Origin of the sequence: Flavobacterium indicum GPTSA100-9 = DSM 17447 (genome assembly GCF_000455605.1) — a bacterium.
GTDB classification, from domain to species: Bacteria; Bacteroidota; Bacteroidia; order Flavobacteriales; family Flavobacteriaceae; genus Flavobacterium; species Flavobacterium indicum.
In genome coordinates this window covers 2,205,604-2,225,647 of the sequence record NC_017025.1, presented here as the reverse complement: position 1 = coordinate 2,225,647, position 20,044 = coordinate 2,205,604, and the positions used below count along the sequence as shown (strand labels likewise).

Annotated in this window: 20 protein-coding genes; 16 read left to right on the top strand and 4 right to left on the bottom strand. The window is 31.2% G+C overall.

The genetic code is table 11. The annotated features are described in order from the left end of the window. Nucleotides 1-104 precede the first annotated feature (104 nt). On the bottom strand, nt 105-704 hold the full coding sequence (locus tag KQS_RS10325) for a hypothetical protein (protein ID WP_014389134.1): 600 nt from the start codon (nt 702-704) through the stop codon (nt 105-107). A gap of 78 nt (nt 705-782) precedes the next feature. After that, the gene (gene htpG, locus KQS_RS10320) at nt 783-2,666 is read right to left on the bottom strand and encodes a molecular chaperone HtpG (protein ID WP_014389133.1); all 1,884 of its coding nucleotides are present in this window, start codon (nt 2,664-2,666) and stop codon (nt 783-785) included. Between the two features lie 172 nt (nt 2,667-2,838). Here htpG and KQS_RS10315 point away from each other — a divergent pair, with 172 nt between their 5' ends. Together KQS_RS10315 and KQS_RS10310 are read left to right on the top strand one after the other, a co-directional pair. Further along, a complete protein-coding gene (locus KQS_RS10315) occupies nt 2,839-3,306 on the top strand; it encodes a lipocalin family protein (RefSeq protein ID WP_041252082.1) in 468 nt (155 codons plus the stop codon). A 10-nt stretch (nt 3,307-3,316) separates the two neighbouring features. Beyond that, nucleotides 3,317-4,012, top strand: a complete 696-nt coding sequence (locus KQS_RS10310; RefSeq protein WP_014389131.1) for an OmpA family protein — start codon at nt 3,317-3,319, stop codon at nt 4,010-4,012. 64 nt (nt 4,013-4,076) lie between these two features. Here the strand turns inward: KQS_RS10310 and KQS_RS10305 are convergent, their stop codons facing one another. Continuing rightward, nucleotides 4,077-4,694 carry an outer membrane beta-barrel protein gene (locus tag KQS_RS10305; protein ID WP_014389130.1) on the bottom strand — a complete coding sequence of 206 codons (618 nt, stop codon included), beginning with the start codon at nt 4,692-4,694 and terminating at the stop codon, nt 4,077-4,079. A gap of 58 nt (nt 4,695-4,752) precedes the next feature. Between KQS_RS10305 and KQS_RS10300 the strand changes: the two genes are divergently transcribed. The 4 genes from KQS_RS10300 (at nt 4,753) to KQS_RS10285 (ending at nt 7,896) form a co-directional block, all read left to right on the top strand. Beyond that, nucleotides 4,753-5,697: an ABC transporter ATP-binding protein gene (locus KQS_RS10300; protein ID WP_014389129.1), complete on the top strand. Its 945-nt coding sequence runs from the start codon at nt 4,753-4,755 to the stop codon at nt 5,695-5,697. Nucleotides 5,698-5,984: 287 nt separating this feature from the next. After that, nucleotides 5,985-6,308 (top strand): YegP family protein, encoded by a 324-nt coding sequence (locus tag KQS_RS10295; RefSeq protein WP_014389128.1) that lies wholly within the window; start codon nt 5,985-5,987, stop codon nt 6,306-6,308. Between the two features lie 131 nt (nt 6,309-6,439). Next, nucleotides 6,440-7,447 carry a 3-oxoacyl-ACP synthase III family protein gene (locus tag KQS_RS10290; protein ID WP_014389127.1) on the top strand — a complete coding sequence of 336 codons (1,008 nt, stop codon included), beginning with the start codon at nt 6,440-6,442 and terminating at the stop codon, nt 7,445-7,447. Between the two features lie 2 nt (nt 7,448-7,449). Further along, nucleotides 7,450-7,896 carry a DinB family protein gene (locus tag KQS_RS10285; RefSeq protein ID WP_014389126.1) on the top strand — a complete coding sequence of 149 codons (447 nt, stop codon included), beginning with the start codon at nt 7,450-7,452 and terminating at the stop codon, nt 7,894-7,896. 43 nt (nt 7,897-7,939) lie between these two features. Here the strand turns inward: KQS_RS10285 and KQS_RS10280 are convergent, their stop codons facing one another. Beyond that, entirely contained in the window at nt 7,940-10,327 is a 2,388-nt protein-coding gene (locus tag KQS_RS10280) for an outer membrane beta-barrel family protein (protein WP_014389125.1), read from the bottom strand. A 130-nt stretch (nt 10,328-10,457) separates the two neighbouring features. Here KQS_RS10280 and argS point away from each other — a divergent pair, with 130 nt between their 5' ends. From argS to KQS_RS10230, 10 genes are all read left to right on the top strand, one after another. Next, complete coding sequence (gene argS, locus KQS_RS10275; protein ID WP_014389124.1) at nt 10,458-12,239, top strand: arginine--tRNA ligase; 1,782 nt, start codon at nt 10,458-10,460, stop codon at nt 12,237-12,239. 42 nt (nt 12,240-12,281) lie between these two features. After that, nucleotides 12,282-13,745: an SGNH/GDSL hydrolase family protein gene (locus KQS_RS10270; RefSeq protein ID WP_014389123.1), complete on the top strand. Its 1,464-nt coding sequence runs from the start codon at nt 12,282-12,284 to the stop codon at nt 13,743-13,745. After that, complete coding sequence (locus tag KQS_RS10265; RefSeq protein WP_014389122.1) at nt 13,738-15,216, top strand: GDSL-type esterase/lipase family protein; 1,479 nt, start codon at nt 13,738-13,740, stop codon at nt 15,214-15,216. The genes KQS_RS10270 and KQS_RS10265 overlap by 8 nt, the downstream gene beginning before the upstream one ends. After that, nucleotides 15,217-16,902 (top strand): MBOAT family O-acyltransferase, encoded by a 1,686-nt coding sequence (locus tag KQS_RS10260; RefSeq protein ID WP_014389121.1) that lies wholly within the window; start codon nt 15,217-15,219, stop codon nt 16,900-16,902. It abuts the gene before it with no gap. Nucleotides 16,903-17,053: 151 nt separating this feature from the next. After that, the gene (locus KQS_RS10255) at nt 17,054-17,254 is read left to right on the top strand and encodes a hypothetical protein (protein WP_014389120.1); all 201 of its coding nucleotides are present in this window, start codon (nt 17,054-17,056) and stop codon (nt 17,252-17,254) included. Further along, nucleotides 17,251-17,547, top strand: coding sequence for a thioredoxin (gene trxA, locus KQS_RS10250; protein WP_014389119.1), 297 nt, complete (start codon nt 17,251-17,253; stop codon nt 17,545-17,547). Before KQS_RS10255 ends, trxA begins: the two co-directional genes overlap by 4 nt. After that, on the top strand, nt 17,547-17,753 hold the full coding sequence (locus KQS_RS10245; protein WP_014389118.1) for a DUF6132 family protein: 207 nt from the start codon (nt 17,547-17,549) through the stop codon (nt 17,751-17,753). Before trxA ends, KQS_RS10245 begins: the two co-directional genes overlap by 1 nt. Nucleotides 17,754-17,841: 88 nt before the next feature. Further along, on the top strand, nt 17,842-18,105 hold the full coding sequence (locus KQS_RS10240; RefSeq protein ID WP_157868419.1) for a hypothetical protein: 264 nt from the start codon (nt 17,842-17,844) through the stop codon (nt 18,103-18,105). Nucleotides 18,106-18,168: 63 nt separating this feature from the next. Beyond that, nucleotides 18,169-19,773 carry a hypothetical protein gene (locus tag KQS_RS10235; RefSeq protein WP_041252080.1) on the top strand — a complete coding sequence of 535 codons (1,605 nt, stop codon included), beginning with the start codon at nt 18,169-18,171 and terminating at the stop codon, nt 19,771-19,773. An 11-nt stretch (nt 19,774-19,784) separates the two neighbouring features. Beyond that, a complete protein-coding gene (locus KQS_RS10230; RefSeq protein WP_014389115.1) occupies nt 19,785-20,003 on the top strand; it encodes a hypothetical protein in 219 nt (72 codons plus the stop codon). Nucleotides 20,004-20,044: the final 41 nt, after the last annotated feature.

Genomic DNA, 20,044 nt, shown 5'->3' with positions numbered 1-20,044 from the left:
TTGTAAAAAACAAGTTCAACACTTGAATGTGTTGCGTGGTTTTGGTGAAGCCATGCGCGCCATTCGTCTTGATTTTTGAAGTAAAAGTAGCGGTTTATGAGATATTATTTTACGTCTAAGGTTTTGTTTAGAATAGCTATAGCTTTTTGATACTCACTTGAATCAGATCCATCATCATTTTTACTGTCTTGAATTGCTAATATTTGGGTTTGATTTTTTTTATTTGAAATCTTATAAATTTCTATGGTTAGTTTACTGTTTAAAATATTAACTGCAACTTTATTTCCTTCGTAAGTTTTTGAATTTAAGGTTATATTGGCTGGTAAAAGTTTACAATTTTTTTTCCCAAATTCTTTTATCATTTCCTCAGCTAAATCTTGGGTTTCAATAGAAGTAATAAAATCGAAATAAGTTAGTACTACATCGTCTCCATCAAGTGTATAGGTATTTACTCCAAAATCTTTTTCAGTTTCTAATGAAAAATGGTTTTGATATTCAAATGAAATTTTATCTGTTGAAAAAATTTGAGTTTTTGCAATTTTTATTGTTATAGGTTTATTATTAACGAGTAACGTGTCATTTTCATTTGTGAAATATGTTTTTCCATCAATGAAAACTTCTAATCGTTGTTTTTGTTCACCTTTTTGAGCAGAACCAACTAATGAAATTAATAGTAAGAAAATTGAGAATTGTAGCTTTTTCATTTTTATTTTTTTTCAAAAATAATAAAATCCTGACTAGTAAGTACTAATCAGGATTTAATTTAAGTGGTTTTCAAAAATTTATTTTAGAGTTTCAAAACTTCTTTTTACAAAAGCAGTTAATTCTTCCCCTTTTAATAAACCTTGAGATAATTTAGCAATGTCTAAGGCTTGTTTTACTAATGATTTTTGAGTGTCTGAATCGCTATTTACTATAGTTGTAGCTAAATCAGAATTGGTATTCACTACTAAATTAAACATATCTGGGAAGTTGCCCATGCCAAACATACCGCCACCGCCTGTCTGACTCATTTCTTTCATACGACGCATAAATTCAGGTTGTGTGATGATAAAAGGAGCTGAGGTACTGTCAAGAGCTTCCATTTGAATGGTATAGTTTTCTTTGGGTACAACTGTTTCAATAGCAGACTTTAATTTTTCTTTTTCATCATCAGATAATTTTGAAATGGTGTCTTCATCTTTTTGAATTAACTTATCAATATGATCGGCGTCAACGCGAGCAAAGGTTACATTCTCATTATCAGCTTCTAATTTCTGAATCAAATGCGAAACAATCGGAGAGTCTAAAACAACTACTTGATATCCTTTTTCTTTAGCTATTTCAATATAACCGTGTTGTGTTTCTTTGTTTGAGGCATACAGCACCACCACTTTACCATTCTTATCTGTTTGATTAGGTGCAATAGCTTCTTTTAATTCTGCTAATGTATAATATTTGTCATCAGTAGTAGGGTATAAAGCAAAATCACCTGCCTTTTCATAGAACTTAGGTTCTGAAAGCATTCCATATTCTAGTACTACTTTTATATCGTTCCATTTTGATTCAAAATCAGCTCTATTTTCATTAAATAAAGCTTTTAATTTGTCAGAAACTTTACGAGTAATGTAATTTGAAATTTTCTTAACATTTCCATCGGCTTGAAGATACGAACGCGATACATTTAATGGGATATCAGGAGAATCTACCACTCCTTTTAACATCATTAAAAATTCAGGAACAATTCCTTCTACATTATCAGTTACAAAAACTTGATTTTGATATAATTGAATTTTATCTTTTTGAATTTGTAAATCAGCCGTTAATTTAGGAAAATATAATATTCCAGTTAAATTAAACGGATAATCAACATTTAAATGAATATTGAACAAGGGTTCGTCAAATTGCATAGGATACAATTCACGGTAGAAATTTTTATAATCTTCATCCGTTAAATCACTTGGTTGTTTTGTCCAAGCCGGATTTGGATTGTTGATAATGTTGTCTACCTCAATATATTCAGTTTTATAATCATCGCCAGCATTTTCTGGTTTTGGTAATGCTTCTTGTTTTGTTCCAAATTTAATAGGAACAGGCATGAATTTATTGTACTTAGTTAATAACTCACGTATTTTATATTCTTCTAAAAATTCTAAAGAATCTTCCGCTACATGCAAAATAATTTCTGTTCCTCTATCAGTTTTAGTATGAGGTTCTAAAGTAAATTCAGGGCTACCATCACATGTCCAGTGAGCAGCAGGTTCGTCTTTGAACGATTTGGTTATAATTTCTACTTTTTCGGCCACCATGAAAGCAGAATAAAAACCTAAACCAAAATGACCAATTACTCCAGAGTCTTTCGCTGAATCTTTGTATTTTTCTAAAAATTCTTCAGCCCCAGAAAAAGCAATTTGGTTAATGTATTTTTCTACTTCATCCGCAGTCATACCCAAACCTTGGTCGATAATATGGATTTTTTTTCCTTCTTTATCAATTTTTACTTCAATTTTAGGATTACCATAGTCAACTTTAGCTTCACCAATTGAAGTTAAATGTTTTAATTTTAAAGTTGCGTCAGTTGCATTTGAAATTAATTCACGTAAAAATATTTCGTGATCACTATACAAGAACTTTTTAATTAAGGGAAAGATGTTCTCTACCGAAACGTTAATTTTTCCTGTTGTCATATATTTAAATTTTATTAAATTATTGTTTCCATTTAGTTGTCAAAATAAATACCAAACTGTTTATGATGACAAATTGTCGGGTATTTACAATTCTGTAATTATTTTTTGTAATTATATAAACTTAAATTTCTGAATAATTGGTAAATTTGTATAAAATTAAATGTATTTTAAAATGAGGAAAATTATTTTACTATTTGTGTTCTCTGTTTTTTTATTGGGATGCAAATCTAATCCAGCGACTAAATTAGATATGAAATCTGAAGTTGCATTAAAAGGAAATTGGTTAATAACTAATGTCTCTTATCCAGGTTCGGATTATATAAAAGTCACGTCTTTTAATATTGCAGAAGCTCAATGTTTTATTGGAAGTCAGTGGAAATTTGTTTCTAATAACAATACTGGTGAAATGGCTTTAAATAATTCAAAATGTACTGTTTATGGAAGTCATATTACTTGGTTTATTAATAAAGAAGGTAATGTAGTTTTAAAATTTTTAACAGAAGGAGTTAAAGCAAAACACACTACAAGTGGTTACGTTCTTAAAGTAGCTAATATTTCAGAAAATAGTTTTCAATTAATAGATACAATAAATGTTGGTAATAAGCCAACTGAAGTTGTGTATCAATTTTCAAGAATTTAAAAAATAAAGTATGCAAGTAAATAAGATAACATTCGGAACAGTATTATTAGCGTCAACAGTTTTGTTTTCTAGTTGTGAAGCGGTTAAAAATACAAATAAAACACAAAGGGGTGCAGCCATAGGAGCAGTTTCTGGAGCTGTAATTGGAGGTGTTTTAGGAAATAATATTGGTAAAGGAGGTAATGGTGCATTAGGTGCTGTTATTGGTGGAGTTGTTGGTGGAGTTGCTGGTGGATTAATTGGAAATAAAATGGATAAACAAGCACGCCAAATTCAAGATCAATTACCTGGTGCTAAAGTGGAACGAGTAGGAGAAGGAATAAAATTAACGTTAGGTGAAAATGCAGTAAAATTTGAATTCAATAAAGCTTCATTAACTTCAGGTGCAAAGGCAAATTTAGATAAATTAGTACCTGTGTTTAAAGAATATGCAGATACCGATATAAAAATTTATGGTTATACTGATAGTGTAGGTTCGGATGAATACAATATGAATTTATCAGAACAAAGAGCCAATGCCGTAAAAACGTATTTAGCGAGTAAAGGGTTGTTGAGTTCTCGTTTTCAAATTGTGGGAATGGGCGAATTAGAACCAATTGCTTCAAACGATACAGATGCAGGAAGAAGCGAGAATAGAAGAGTTGAATTTGCTATTATCGCAAATCAGAAAATGATAGATGATGCCAAAAAAGAAGCAGGTAAATAAAATAAAGTGAATAAAAAAAGAGGGAACTTCCCTCTTTTTTGTTTTATATATGTACTATTTTTTATTATCGAGATCCAAATTTGTATGCAACTCCTAAAGATACATTGTACATTAATCCAGTAAATGAATTTGGCGCTTGAGTATAAGCTAACTCTCCATTGAAAGAATAATGTTGTGATATATTGAATAAAGTTGAGGCATCTAAAGTAACAAAGAAATTCTCTGCAACTTGATATCTAGGTGTAATACCTAAAACAACATTGAATAAATGATCAGTATTTGGATAGTCTTTTATGTCTGATTTTAAAATTGACAAACCACCTCCAGCATGTGCTAAGATATTAAATTTGTTGTAAAAAGCTCTATCGTCAGCTAAGTTACTCAAATTTACAACTCCCTGTAATGTAATACGTGTGTTTTGAGTTCCGGTTTTTAAACTAGATACACCCAACATCGCAGCTCTTGCTTCATTTTCAATTTCAAATTTATCTGAACCAAAATCAATTTTAGCTCCAAATGTTTCATTGAAATCATAAGTTATACCTGCTCCAAAATGAGTTGCACCAGTGTAACTTGGGTCGTAAGAACCATTTAAACCATAATTTGCTTCAATTCCAAATGACTGAGCATTAGCATAAATAGAAGCACCTAAAAAAACTAAAGATAATATTTTTTTCACCATTGTTAAGTTATTTACTATTTTTGGGTGACGCAAGATATAAAAAAAATATAAATTTCAAATGCTTAAGATAAAAATTAATGAATTTTCATATTTAAATAAGAAAAACCTAGAGTTTATTGATTTTTCAATAGATGAAGGTACTAATTTGGCATTAATTGGAGAAAGTGGATGCGGAAAAAGTACTCTATTAAAAATAATATATGGATTATTTGACTGTGATGAAGGGGAATTGTACTGGAAAAAAAGTAAAATATTAGGGCCTAAATTTCATTTAGTACCAGGAATGCCCTACATGAAATACTTAGCGCAAGATTTCGATTTGATGCCTTTCATTACTGTTGGTGAAAATGTTGGAAAATTTCTCTCTAATTTTTTTCCAGATGAGAAACAACAACGTATAGATGAATTGTTGGCTTTAGTAGAAATGACCGAATATAAAAATGTAAAGGCCAAGTTGTTAAGTGGAGGGCAAATGCAACGTGTAGCAATTGCAAGAGTTTTGGCTCAAGAACCAGAAGTGTTGTTGTTAGATGAACCGTTTAGTCATATTGATAATTTTAGAAAAAATTCGCTTCGTAGAAAAATATTTAAATATTTAAAAGAAAAAAAAATTACAACTATAATTGCAACCCATGATAGTAATGATGTATTGTCTTTTTCAGATGAAGTGATTGTTTTAAAAGACGGCAAAATTTTAGAAAAAGGTACTTCGTTTGAAATTTACAATGTGCCTAAGAACTTTTATACTGCTTCTTTATTTGGTGATGTTAATGAAATTGCAGGTAAATATTTAGGATTAAATAAAGAAAAATATATAATTTACCCTAACCAACTTCAGGTTGTTGAAAATTCTCCTTTACTTGTGAAAGTATTGAATTGTTATTACAAAGGAAGTTATTATTTAGTTGAAGCTGAGTTTGACGAAGGAATTATTTATTTTGAATCTGAAGAGTTAATGATGAACCAAAAAGTTTATTTAACATTGAAAAAACTTTTAAATTAAACAAAGACTTTATTAAATTGGTTTAGTAACTACTTTTCTAGAAAGTATTCTGTTTCCCAAATAAATTCAAAATATTATTTTTTTAGTTATAACTGAATAAAAGTATAATGCTAAATGGTACTGATGCTGTGTTTTCTATTTCATCAATATAATTTAAGGTGTTGCATGTAATTTGATCAAGAGCATTAGAATAGGTTAGTAAAAAAATCAAAGAAAATTATGTGATTTTTAGAAAGTTTTGAAAAAAAAGGCTAACTTTATAAAACTAATTTTAAATATTAAATCAAATGGGAAAATTTGTAGTTAGACAAACACCAACTGGAATTAAATTTGACTTAAAAGCAGGTAATGGCCAAGTTATTTTAACAAGTGAAGTATATACAACTAAAGCGGCTTGTTTAAACGGTGTAGAATCTGTTAAGAAAAATGCACAAGAAGATGCTCGTTTTGAAAAATTGGAATCTAAAAACGGGAAACCATATTTTAATTTAAAAGCTACAAACGGACAAGTTATAGGAACTAGTGAATTGTATGAGTCGGTTGCTGCTAGAGATAATGGAATTGAATCGGTGAAAAAAAATGCACCAGATGCTGAAGTAGTTGAAGAATAGTAAAATTGAAAATTATAAAAATTAGCTCGAATTTATTCGGGCTTTTTTGTTTTTTGAGCAAAAATTAATTGCAAATTAATAGAAATCATAAAAAACCGTAAATTTGCATTCTTAAAATAAACAATACTTTTATGTATCATTCAAAAATAACAGGTTTAGGTTATTATGTTCCTGAAAATATAGTAACTAATGATGATTTGTCTAAATTAATGGACACTAATGATGAGTGGATTCAAGAACGTACCGGAATTAAAGAAAGAAGACACGTAAATTCACTAGAAGATACAACAACTTCAATGGGCGTAAAGGCGGCTAAAATAGCTATTGAACGTTCGGGTTTAACTACTGATGATATTGATTTTGTAGTTTTCGCCACGTTGAGTCCAGATTATTATTTTCCTGGTCCAGGGGTGTTAGTTCAAAGAGATTTAGGTTTAAAAACAGTTGGCGCTCTAGATATTCGTAACCAATGTTCTGGATTTGTATATGGAATTTCTGTTGCAGACCAATTTATTAAAACAGGAATGTATAAGAATGTTTTAGTTATTGGTTCTGAAGTACATTCTAGAGGTTTGGATATGACCACAAGAGGTAGAGGAGTATCTGTTATTTTTGGTGATGGTGCAGGAGCTGCTGTGCTTTCTAGAACAGAAGACGCAACAAAAGGAATCTTGTCTACTCATTTGCATTCTGAAGGTCAGTATGCGGAGGAATTGTCGTTAGTGGCACCTGGAATGGGTAAACGTTGGGTAACTGACATTATAAAAGATAATGATCCAAATGATGAAAGTTATTATCCTTACATGAACGGACAATTTGTGTTTAAAAATGCTGTTGTTCGTTTTAGTGAAGTAATAATGGAAGGTTTGCAAACTAATAATTTGCAAGTTTCAGATATTAATATGTTGATTCCACATCAAGCGAATTTGAGAATTTCTCAATTTATCCAACAAAAATTTAAATTGAACGATGATCAAGTATATAACAATATTCAAAAATACGGGAATACTACAGCTGCATCTATTCCAATTGCCTTAACAGAAGCATGGGAACAAGGCAAAATTAAAGAAGGAGATTTGGTGGTTTTAGCTGCTTTTGGTTCTGGATTTACTTGGGGAAGTGTAATTATTCGTTGGTAAAGATGAACGATTTCTTTCTAGATAAATTTCAATATACATTTGATAAGAATCAAGAAATGATTGCTTATCTTGTTCAAAATGAATCAGAATTAAATGAAAAAATTAAGATTTTGATTTCTCATATTTTGAATGCGCATGAAATTTGGACAACCAGAATCTTGAAAGAAGCAACGCAATTCAGTGTTTGGCAATTACATGATTATGCTAGTTTAGCCAAAATTGATCAAGATAATTTTCAACGTACTAAGAAAATTTTAGAAGAGAAAAATTTGGATGAACGAGTGGATTACATTACATCAACAAGTGAAGCTTTTTCAAATGTCTTAAATGAAATTTTGTTTCATATTGTGAATCATTCTTCATATCATCGCGCCCAAATTAATTCTGAATTGAAAAGTTTAAAGTTGAATCCATTAGTTACAGATTACGTGTTTTATAAAAGACAATAAAAAAAGCGTTCAGTAAAATCTGAACGCTTTTTTTTATAAAGAATTAAAACATTCCGCCACCACCTTGTGTTTCTTGTTTATCTCTTTGTTTTCTTTGTAATTCTCGGTTTTTACCACCACCAAAATTGTAGTTAAAACCTAAATAGAATGTTCTACTCTCCCAATGGAATTCTCCAGCACTGCGGTAAGGAATATTTCCTTCAAAAGCAAAGTGCATCATGTTGAAAACATCGTTTAAACGAGCTGAAATAGTTCCTTTTCCTTGTAAAACAGAATAATTGGCTCCTAAATCCATTTTGTACATGGCTTTTCTAGCAAATTGTAAGCTCAAGTCTCTACCACGATACATTCCAAATAAATTAAATTTCAAATTCTTAGTTGCAGTGAATGTATTGTTTAATCGAGTATTAAATGTTGTAACATCTACTTCTGCATTTTCCATTAAACCCGTATCTAAATTAGAAACAGTACCTCTTACGGTTTTGAAATAAATATCGGCACTGGCATTGGTTGACCACCATTTGGTTAGTTTTAAATTAGCATTAATTTCAGCTCCCATAGATTGGTTGTCTTTGAAGTTTGCAAAAGACATGATGTAAAAATTAGTATCGTTAGGATCTGTAAATGTAACTCTTGAAATTTCATCCTGAATAAATCTATAAAATACAGCAGATGTTATAGAACCAATTTTGGTAATTCTTGTATAATTTAATTCGAACGAGTTGGTAAATTGAGGATTTAATGCAGGATTACCTCTTGACTCCATATTTACCGTTCTCCATTCTCTTATAGGGTTAATTTGGCCGTTACTTGGTCTATCAACTCTTCTCGTATAATTTACATTGAATGTGTTATTGTCGTTTGGTTTATAGGATAAATAAGCTGATGGATATACGGTGAAAATTTCGTCTGTAATAGAAACATCAGAATTTAAACTGGTGTCGGTTGATTCTTTTCTTGGATGTGCATATAAGTTGTATACTTCTGCTCTTGCACCCACTTGAGCACTAAATTTTCCAAACGATTTACTGTAATTGGCATACAAGGCATGAATGTTTCTGTTAAAATCAAATTTATTTACTGTGGTTTCACTCGGTTGAAAATCATTAAACGTGTTTTTACCAGCTTGCAAACGTGTTTCATAACCTAATTCTAACTTAACCGATTCTGAAATCGGATTTACGTAATCAATATTGAATTGCGAATAAGTAGATTTTCCATTAATATCATTCAAGCTATAATTACCATTATTTAAGAAGTTGGATAAATCTTCGTTGTTGGTTTTTGAATGATTAATTTGGAAATCAATTGTTTCACCTTTTTTCTGAAAATTATGTTTAAAAGCTAAATCATAAGTTTGAGTTGTATTTCCACTGTTGTTCCAATTGTCCTGAATAGCATCTGATAACGTTAAATAATCAGAAATTGTTCTTGATTTTCCTTTTCCATCAAAGAAATTCCAATTGGTAAAAAAAGACAAAGTATTGTTGTCGTTAATATAATAGTCGGCACCAACTTTTAGTAAATGTGAGGTGTTAATATTAGAAAATCTAAAATCTTGAAAATTTTCATAGCCCACTCGTTCACTGTCTACAAATCCAAAATTTCTGTTTTTCCCGTGGTTGAAACCATAATTGGTGTAAAAATTTACTTTTCCAACTTTATAATTTAAATTTAAGGACTGATTGGTTTTAGGTGTAACGCCAAATGTCACTCCCGAAGTTATACTACCATTAAATCCACCTTTCGTATTCTTATGTAAAATGATATTGATAATTCCACTATTTCCTTCTGGATTATATTTTGCAGATGGATTGGTGATTAACTCAACTTGTTTAATAGAAGCGGAAGGGATTTGCTGTAATAATTGGGTAGCATCTATGTTTGTAGGCTTTCCATCAATTAATACACGTACATTTGAGTTGCCTCTTAAACTTAACTCCTTTGTTTGAGGATCAATACTTACTGTTGGAATGTTATTAAAAATTTCGGAAGCAGTTGTTCCAGAAGCAATTAAATCTTTACCTACATTTACGACTTTTCTGTCTGCTTTTTGTTCAATAGTTGAACGCTCTTTAACAACGGTTACGCCTTCAATTTCTTTTGAGTCTCTGTCTATTGAAATGGTTCCTACATTACTAGAGTTTGTATTGCTTAAATCAATTTCTTGACTGTATTTTTTGTAACCAATAAAGTTTACTTCAAGTAGTAGTACTTTATTAATTAAGTTTGAAAAAGTAAAACTTCCGTCTTCTTTTGTTGCAACCGACGCAACAATTTTACCATTGTCTTTAACTAAAACGGTTGAAAAACCAATGCCTTCTTTCGATTGACTGTCTACGATTTTTCCTGTAATATTTCCGTTTTTATCCTGAGCTATTAAGCTGGAAATGAATAAGAAAAACGAAAATAATGTTAATTTGATTTTCATGATTGATGATGATTTTAAATATGCATTTTATTATTTTTTTAATGGTTAGACTCGTTAGAATCTTTTTTGTTACAAATTAATTTATCGAATTAGTAAAAAACGTATCTTTGCACACCTAAAAAATAACACTATGTCATTACAACAAATTCTTACGGGACAAATTCAAAAAGCGGTCAACGAACTGTTTGCTATTTCTATTGAAAAAGTTGAATTTCAAGCGACAAGGAAAGAGTTTGAAGGAGACATTACTATGGTGGTTTTTCCATTAGTAAAACTGCTAAAAGGCAATCCTGTTGAAATTGGAACAAAAATAGGAACGTATTTAGTGGAACAGGTTGCTGAAGTTGAAAAATTTAATGTAGTAGCTGGTTTTTTAAATATCGTAATTTCAGATGCTTTTTATATAAATTATTTCAACGGAATAAAATCAAATGAAACTTTTGGTTTTGTAAATCCTAACACAGAAGAAAAAGCGGTTATGGTGGAATATTCGTCACCAAACACGAATAAACCGTTGCATTTAGGGCATATTCGTAATAATTTATTGGGTTATTCGGTGGCTGAAATCTTAAAGGCATCGGGTAAAAAAGTATATAAAACGCAAATTATTAATGATCGTGGTATTCATATTTGTAAATCCATGTTGGCTTGGCAAAAATTTGGAAACGGACAAACTCCTGAAACTACCGGTTTGAAAGGGGATAAGTTGGTCGGAAATTTTTATGTTGAATTTGATAAAGCCTATAAATCAGAGATTAATGAATTAATTGCTCAAGGAAAAACGGAAGAGGAAGCTAAAAAACAAGCGCCTTTGATGTTAGAAGCCCAAGAAATGCTACGTAAATGGGAAGCGGGTGATGAAGAAGTAGTAACGCTTTGGAAAACGATGAATCAATGGGTGTATGATGGATTTGCCGTTACTTACAAGAATTTAGGGGTTGATTTTGATTCTTACTACTACGAAAGTAATACCTATTTGTTAGGGAAAGATGTAGTGGAAGAAGGATTAGCGAAAGGTGTGTTTTTTAAAAAACCAGACGGTTCGGTTTGGATTGACTTAACAGCTGAAGGATTAGATGAAAAATTAGTTTTACGTTCAGACGGTACTTCAGTATATATGACTCAAGATATTGGAACAGCAATTCAACGTGTAAAAGATTTTCCAGATGTTGGAGGAATGGTGTATACGGTTGGAAACGAACAAGATTATCATTTTAAGGTCTTGTTCTTAATTCTTAAAAAATTAGGATTTGATTGGGCCCAACATTTATTCCATTTATCTTATGGTATGGTAGAATTACCTTCGGGAAGAATGAAATCGCGTGAAGGAACGGTAGTAGACGCAGATGATTTAATGCATGAAATGACAACTACGGCTCAAGCTATTTCTGAAGAATTAGGAAAATTAGACGGGTATACAGCAGAGGAAAAAGCAGTTTTATACAAAACAATTGGTTTAGGAGCCTTGAAATATTATATGTTAAAAGTGGATCCTAAGAAAACCATGATGTTTAATCCAGAGGAATCTGTTGATTTTAATGGGAATACAGGTCCATTCATTCAATATACTTATGCACGTATTCAATCCATTTTACGTAAAGCAGACTTTGAATACAAAACGGTTGTGGTTGAGACTATCGATTTACACGAAAAGGAGAAAGAATTAATCAAACAAATACAATTGTTCCCTGAAGTAATTCAGCAAGCTGCCGAAAATCATAGTCCGGCTTTAGTTGCCAATTATACCTATGACTTGGTTAAAGAATTTAACTCGTTTTATCAAAATGTATCTATATTAGGTGAAGATGAGGTGGCTAAAAAAATATTCCGTGTACAATTGTCCTACTTGGTGGGGAATACCATTAAAAATGCATTTAGCTTATTAGGTATTCAGGTGCCTGAACGCATGTAATTGATAAATTAAAATCTATTTTCTGAATTTTTTACTATACTAATGAGCAACAATAAATCGTATTTTTTTCAATCATGGGCCATCGTTTTAATTGCAATAGTCTCTTTTATTGGCTTTAAATCATTTTTGCCAAAGAAATTATTTCCAGATACTACACTTAATGGTAAAAATGTTGTTGTAGATAGTTTATTGTTAGATGCTGTTGCAAATGGAGACAAAACTCAAGAAAAGGATACTTTGTCGAATACAACGATTAAGTTCAACTCTAATCCACTTGGTATACAATTTCCAGATGAGAAATACGAACAATACAAAGGGTACCAATATTTGATTCCTTTCTTTGAAAAATTATTTCAATTGGAAACCAAAAAACAAGGAAAAACGCGTATCGCTTATTTTGGTGATTCCATGACCGATGGTGATATGATTGTGCAAGATGTTCGAACAATGTTTCAAGATAAATTTGGTGGAGAAGGAGTTGGATTTGTAAATATAACTTCTGAATCGGCAGCTTCTCGTGGTTCTATTATGCATGAGTATTCACCTAATTGGAAAGCCCAATCGTATTTAAAAGTAAAAAGTCCAAGTCGTTCTTTCGGCGTTAATGGTGCTGTTTTCTTTGCAAAAGATACGATTAATGCAACATGGGTTAAATACAAAGCATTCAAAACCCGACATGCCACTTCGTTAAATAATCCCACGTTGTTTTATGGGAAATCTTCAAAAAAAGGTGCGAAAATACGTTATGTTGTTGGTAAAGATACCGTATATAAAAGTTTGAATCCGACAGCAATCTTGAATACTACAACGGTTTCTACTTCTACTAAATCATTGAAAATGAATTTTGTTAATTCAGATTCTATTCCTTTTTATGGAATGAATTTTGACGATGGAAAAGGAGTGCATGTTGATAATTTTTCTTCCAGAGGAAATTCTGGTTTGCCACTGAGCAACCTAAATAAAGATTTAATGAATGCATTCCAACAAAAGTTGGGTTATGATTTAATAATTCTTCAATTTGGAACTAATGTATTAAATTATGGTTCGTTGAATTATGGTTGGTACGAGAAAAAAATGAAAAATGTAGTGGCTCATTTGAAAGAATGTTTTCCGGGTGCTGCAATTCTTATCATTTCAACAGCAGATAAATCAACTAAATATGAGTTAACGATGAAAACAGACTCTGCAGTGGTTCCTTTAGCTTCAGCTCAAAAGAGATATGCTGTTCAGGCAGAATCAGGATTCATTAATTTATATACTTTAATGGGAGGTGATGGTTCTATGGTAAAATGGGTGGAGGAAGTACCTGCAAAAGCCAATAAAGATTATACTCATTTTAACCATAGAGGTGCCAAACAAATTGCTGGTTTAATTTATAAACAATTGATGGATGGTTATGAAGAATATAAAGTTCTGAGAGCCATTGCTTCTAGAAAGAGAAAACCAAAAACTTCAGCTGTAAATGATAGTAATGTTCCTGTAATTAAAGATTCAATACATGAATAAATTAATAGTCATACTTGCTTTTTTTGGGACTTTATTTGTTCATGCTCAAACCGATTCACTGGCTACTACAGATAGTATTCGTGTGGTGGTTGATTCAGTCGCTATTCCTCCAGATAGTATTGAAACACCTTTAGATATTTCCAATTTTGAGCCCTATCAAAATGTGATTCAAAATGATAAGGCTTTAAAACAAATATTTGAAAAATTATATCAATTGGAACAAACCAAACAAGGAAAAGTTCGAATTGTGCATATTGGCGATTCACATATACAAGCAGATTTATTTACTGCAGTGATGCGAATGCGCTTTCATCAAGTATTCGGAAATGGTGGATTTGGATTTACTTTCCCTTACAGTTTAGCAAATACAAATAACAGTGCGCCCCTACGTTTTACCGGATCGGGTGGCTTTTCCTCTGCTCGTAATTTATTCGCTGATGTTTCAAGACCGGTTGGTATTAGTGGTATTGCATTAGAACCCAAACAAAAGAATTTTCATATCGATCTTTTAATTAAAGATGCACAATATGATTTTACAGTATTAAAATTAATTTCACCACAAAATCAATCGATATTCCAAGTGTCTTTTGCTAAAAAGGGAACAAGTGTTCAAGAAAAAGTAGCGGTTAAAACAGCGGTGACTTCTTCACACAAAGTAAAACCTGGAGAAGTTTTAGGAAGTATAGCAAACAAATACAATATATCCATAAAACAACTTAAACAGGCTAATGGTCTAAAAAGTGATTTTATTAGAGATGGAAAGGTTTTAAAAATTCCAGGAGGTAAATCTAAAGTTTCCTATAAAACAGTAACAAAGAATGCTTATTCTTATGAACCTATAGCTTTAGAAAAATCGGCCTTTACAAACAATTATATTTCAAGTCGTCCTTTAGATAAAATTACAATAATTGGGAATGATTCTATTGAGAAATTTGCCTTAAATGGTATTATTTTGGAAAATTCTAATCCAGGGGTGACCTATAGTGGAATTGGAGTAAATGGTGCTAAAGCAGGAGATTATACTAAGTTTCCCTTGTTTTTTGAACAGATTCCAGCTCTTGAAGCCGATTTATTCGTTATTTCATTAGGAACAAATGAAAGTTTTGACAAACAAGAAGGGCAAAATTATTATTATAATTTGAGAAAAATGATCGAAGGAATAAAAGCTAAAGCGCCACAAGCATCCATTTTAGTTACAACGCCACCTCCTTCTAAATTACATCGTAAAAATTACAACAGTTATATTGATAGTTATAGCCAAATAATACAAGAACAAGCTCAATTAGATCAGTTTGCAGTTTGGAATTTGTTGGATGTATTTGGAGGAAATAAGAATATTATATTGAATTCTAGAATGGGATTGATGGCAAAAGATAAAGTACACTATTCAAAATTAGGCTATGAAAAACAAGCCGAATTGTTTTTTGGTGCTTTTATTCAATCCTATGAATTATTTAAATCAGAAAAATAAGTGATAGACGTGTTGCAAGATTGGTTTACAAAAAATATTGGAGTACTAACTCCGGAACAAATAAAAGCTTGGTTTGTTTTTGATGAAAAGGCTCCGTTACTATTTAATACAGGCTTATTTTTAGGCTTGTTTTTGGTGTTTTATTTTTGGTACATTTTACTAAGAAAAGCCAATACAGTTCGCATGTTGTATGTGATTGCTTTTTCTTTGTTTTTCTATTATAAATCAAGTGGTATTTATTTTTTATTATTACTCGGCTCATCTATTGTAGACTATAATCTTGGTAATTTGGTACATCGTACCACCAGTGAAGTCAATAAAAAATTATGTTTGGCTTTCAGTGTTGTATTGAATTTAGGTTTTCTTGGATACTTTAAGTACAGTAACTTTTTAGTGGATATTACAAATACGATTTCAGGTACTAAATTTGCATTTTTTGATGTTATTTTACCTGTTGGTATTTCATTTTATACGTTTCAATCTATAAGTTATATTATCGAAGTTTATAGAAAAGAAATTGAACCTACCAAAGGTTATATCGATTACTTGTTTTTTGTGTCGTTCTTTCCACAATTAGTAGCCGGGCCAATCGTTAGAGCTAAAGATTTTTTACCTCAAATTTACCAAAAGTTACATGTTTCTCAAGAGGACATAAACCGTGCTTTCTTATTGATTATAGGCGGTTTAATAAAGAAGACAGTAATTTCAGATTATATTTCTATTAATTTTGTAGACCGTATATTTGATTTGCCAAACAGTTATACGGCATTTGAAAATTTAATGGCTGCGTATGGATATACCATCCAAATTTATTGTGATTTTTCAGGGTATTCTGATATGGCTATTGGAGTAGCATTGTTGCTTGGATTTAAATTGCCAACCAATTTTAGAACGCCTTATCAATCGGCTTCAATCACAGAATTTTGGAGAAGATGGCATATTTCGTTATCTACTTGGTTAAAAGACTTTTTATACATATCAGTAGGAGGAAACAGAAAAGGAACTTTTGCCGGATTTTTATTCCCTGCTTTGTTTTTCTTTGGAGTTATTGTTTGGGGAATTTCATTTTCAAATACGAGTAACATTCCATTAATTTTGGGTGTGGTTTCATTGGTGGTATTTTGTTTAACTTTTCTTTTGTCAAAAGATAGAGAGCGTACCATGTTTACGAATGTCAATTTGATGACTACCATGTTGTTAGGTGGATTATGGCACGGGGCTAGTATCCGATTTATTATTTGGGGTGCTTTACATGGTTTGGCTTTAGCTGTTCATAAAATTATCTTGGAAATTTTTCCAAATAAAGAAGAAAATAAAAAAACTATTTTATCAAGTTTTACTCGAGTTTTATCCATACTTCTTACTTTTCATTTTGTTGCCTTTTGCTGGATTTTCTTTCGCGCAAAAGACTTTGCTACAGCATTGCAAGTAATTGAGAATATCGGAAAATTAACAGTTGATTTTAATCAATGGTATGTAGTTGCTCAAGGGTATAAAAACGTATTTGCTTTAATGGCTATAGGTTACTTTTGGCATTATATTCCAGAACGAGTAATGGTAGCTGTTCAAAATGTATTTGTTGCCATGCCTTTAATTGCGCGTGCAATTGTTTTAGGCTTGATCTTTTGGCTTGTTTATGCAACGGCTTCCGCGGGTCCACAACCGTTTATTTACTTTCAATTCTAGTAGTGTAATTTTTGTTACAATTCAAGTCGAATAATTGCGTTACATTTGTTATAGTAATTTTAAGTAATGTAGGAATCACTGCAATTAGTTTAGTATTAAAATCTATAGATTGTTTGTGATTTTTACTATTTAAACGTATTTTTTAAAATATATGAAACGATTATTAACGACAAATTGGCATTTTATGCGCTATTTTAGATTAGCAATTGCCTTGTTTTTATTTTACACTGCTTATGAAAGAAGTGAGTGGTTTTTTGCTGCTTTCGGTGTATTTTTTATGTTACAAGCAATTTTTAATATGGGATGCGGTCCGCAAGGGTGTAATGTGCCAACAAAAAAGAATGATGTATGAGTAAATTTGAAGAGTTAATTAACGGTGATAAACCCGTTTTGGTCGATTTTTTTGCAACTTGGTGTGGACCATGTAGAATGTTAGGCCCAATTTTGGCTGAGGTAAAGGAAGAACTAGGGGAAAAAATCACAATTATTAAAATTGACGTAGATGCCAATCAACAAGCCGCAGCTCAATATCAAGTGAGAAGTGTTCCAACTATGTTGCTATTTAAAAATGGTAAAATGTTGTGGAGACAATCTGGAGTTGTAGCAGCAGATGAACTACTACGTATTTTAAAACCTCATTTGTAATGCAGTTAATTCTAAAATATAAATTAACCTTACTTGGTGTGATACTTGGTGCAGGGGTTGGTTATTGGTATTATTCTAATATTGGTTGTGAATCAGGAACTTGTGTCATTACTTCAAAACCTGTTAATAGTACCTTGTATTTTGCTTTAATGGGTGGGTTGGTTTTTAATATTTTTGAAAAAAAACAATCTATTAAAAAAAATTAAATATTTTTACACAGTGAAAAGTTGGAGTTACATATTATGTTTTTATTTGCTTGTATTGATGGGATTACCCTCAGTTCGAGCATTGAAAATGCAATTTGGTACAACTTGTGAACAGACTACTTGTGAATCGGATACTTCTTGTGATAAAAATAGTTCAAATGGTTGTGAAAAAGGAAAATTTGTAATGAGTTTGAACTTTAGTCCAGTTCAATTCGTTGGTACACAAGACCTTTCTTCGATACTTTTTACATTAGATGTAGTAAGTGATAAAAAACAAACTTCGTATTACGAAAAGATATTTATTTCTAAATATCAACAGGCAATCTGGCACCCTCCAAAATTAGTTTCATAAAATTTTAGTTCAAACAATTTAAGCCTTACCCCATGGTTAAGGTTCATTTAACTATGTCATTTTATGAAAACAAAATTAATAGGCCTTTGGATGCTATTTATAGTAAATCTAATGGCTGCTCAGTCCACGTTTGAATACGATGTTCAGCTGACACCTATAACAATTCCCAATTTGCCAGGATTACAATCGTATGTGGTTGGTCAACACAATGGCAAATGGTTGGTATTAGGAGGAAGAAAAGATGGGTTGCATGCTCGTCAACCTTTTAATGCTTTTCCTAATGCTAATAATAATACTTCAATATATGTAATAGATGTTGCTACACAACAGTTTTGGTCTACTTCAATTGCTGTATTGGATACTGGTTTGAGGGAACAATTGCAATCTACCAATATGAGTTTTTATCAAGATAATGATACCTTATATATAGTAGGAGGCTATGCTTTTTCAGTAACAGCAAATGATCATGTTACATTTAATAAATTAACATCGGTCAACGTACCTAATTTGATTAACGCAGTTATGTCAGGGACTACTATTGTGCCCTATTTTAAACAGATTACTAATGATGTATTTGCTTTAACTGGAGCACAATTAGGAAAAATTGGTAACACTTTTTATTTAGTAGGAGGTCATCGTTTTGACGGGCGTTATAATCCAATGAATAATCCAACATTTACGCAAACCTATTCGAATCAAATTAGAAGTTTTACTATAGATAATACGGGTTCCCAATTAAGTTTTAGTAATTATCAAGAAGTAACGGATGCCGTTCATTTGCATAGACGCGATTATAATTTGGTTCCTCAAGTATTTCCCGATGGTCAATTAGGGTATACTGTTTCTTCTGGAGTGTTTCAAATAAATCAAGACTTACCTTTTTTGTATCCTGTTGATATAAAAAATTCAGGCTATATTCCTCAAACACAGTTTAATCAATATTTGAGTAATTATCATTCTGCCAAAGTTGGTTTGTATGATGCTGCTTCAAATAGAATGCACAGCTTGTTCTTTGGAGGAATGAGTCAGTATTACTATAACTCGGGTGTTTTAGTTCAAGATAATTTAGTACCCTTTGTAAAAACTATAAGTAGAGTTACTCGTTTTTCTGATGGTTCCTTGTTGGAATATAATTTACCTGTTGAAATGCCTGATTATAAAGGAGCTGGGGCTGAATTTATTCCAAATCATTTATTGCCTCATTATGAAAATGAAGTGTTGAAACTTAATAATATAAGTGATAATGAATTTGTTATCGGTCATATTTATGGTGGGATTCAAAGTTCAAGTATAAATCCGTTTTCAGCCAATCAAACTAATTTAACTAATTCTGATGCTTCCATTTATGAAGTAAAGCTAGTTAAAAATAGTTTAAGTAGCGCATCGGCTCTTGCTGGAAATAACCCATTTGATTTTCAACTATTTCCCAATCCAACTAAAAGTAATCAAGTACAACTAACGTATAATTTACCCTACGCTACATCAATTGACTATTATGTTACATCTTTAGAAGGTAAATTATTAGATGATGGCGAAATTGTGGATTCAAAGCAAGGTGCAAATACGTTAAATTTCACCATAGAAAATGCAACAGAAAGTCAAACAATCATCATCACGTTTGTGTTTGATAAAAAATACTATGTATCAAAAAAAATACTAAGAAATTAAAATAGATAATCATGAAAAAAGTAATTTATGTCGCTTTAGTAGCACTATTCGCATTCCAAGTAAATGCACAAGAACCAAAACAACAAAAAAAAGCAAAAACGGAGAAATCGTGTTCAGCAGCTAATAAAAAAGGCGGATGTTGTTCTGATAATAAAACAAAAGATAATAAAGCTTCTTGTAGCGAATCAAAATCAGAAAAAAAATCTTCTTGTTGTTCATCTAAGAAGTAAAGCAAAAAAAGAGGTTCCAGAGTGAGCCTCTTTTTTTTGTT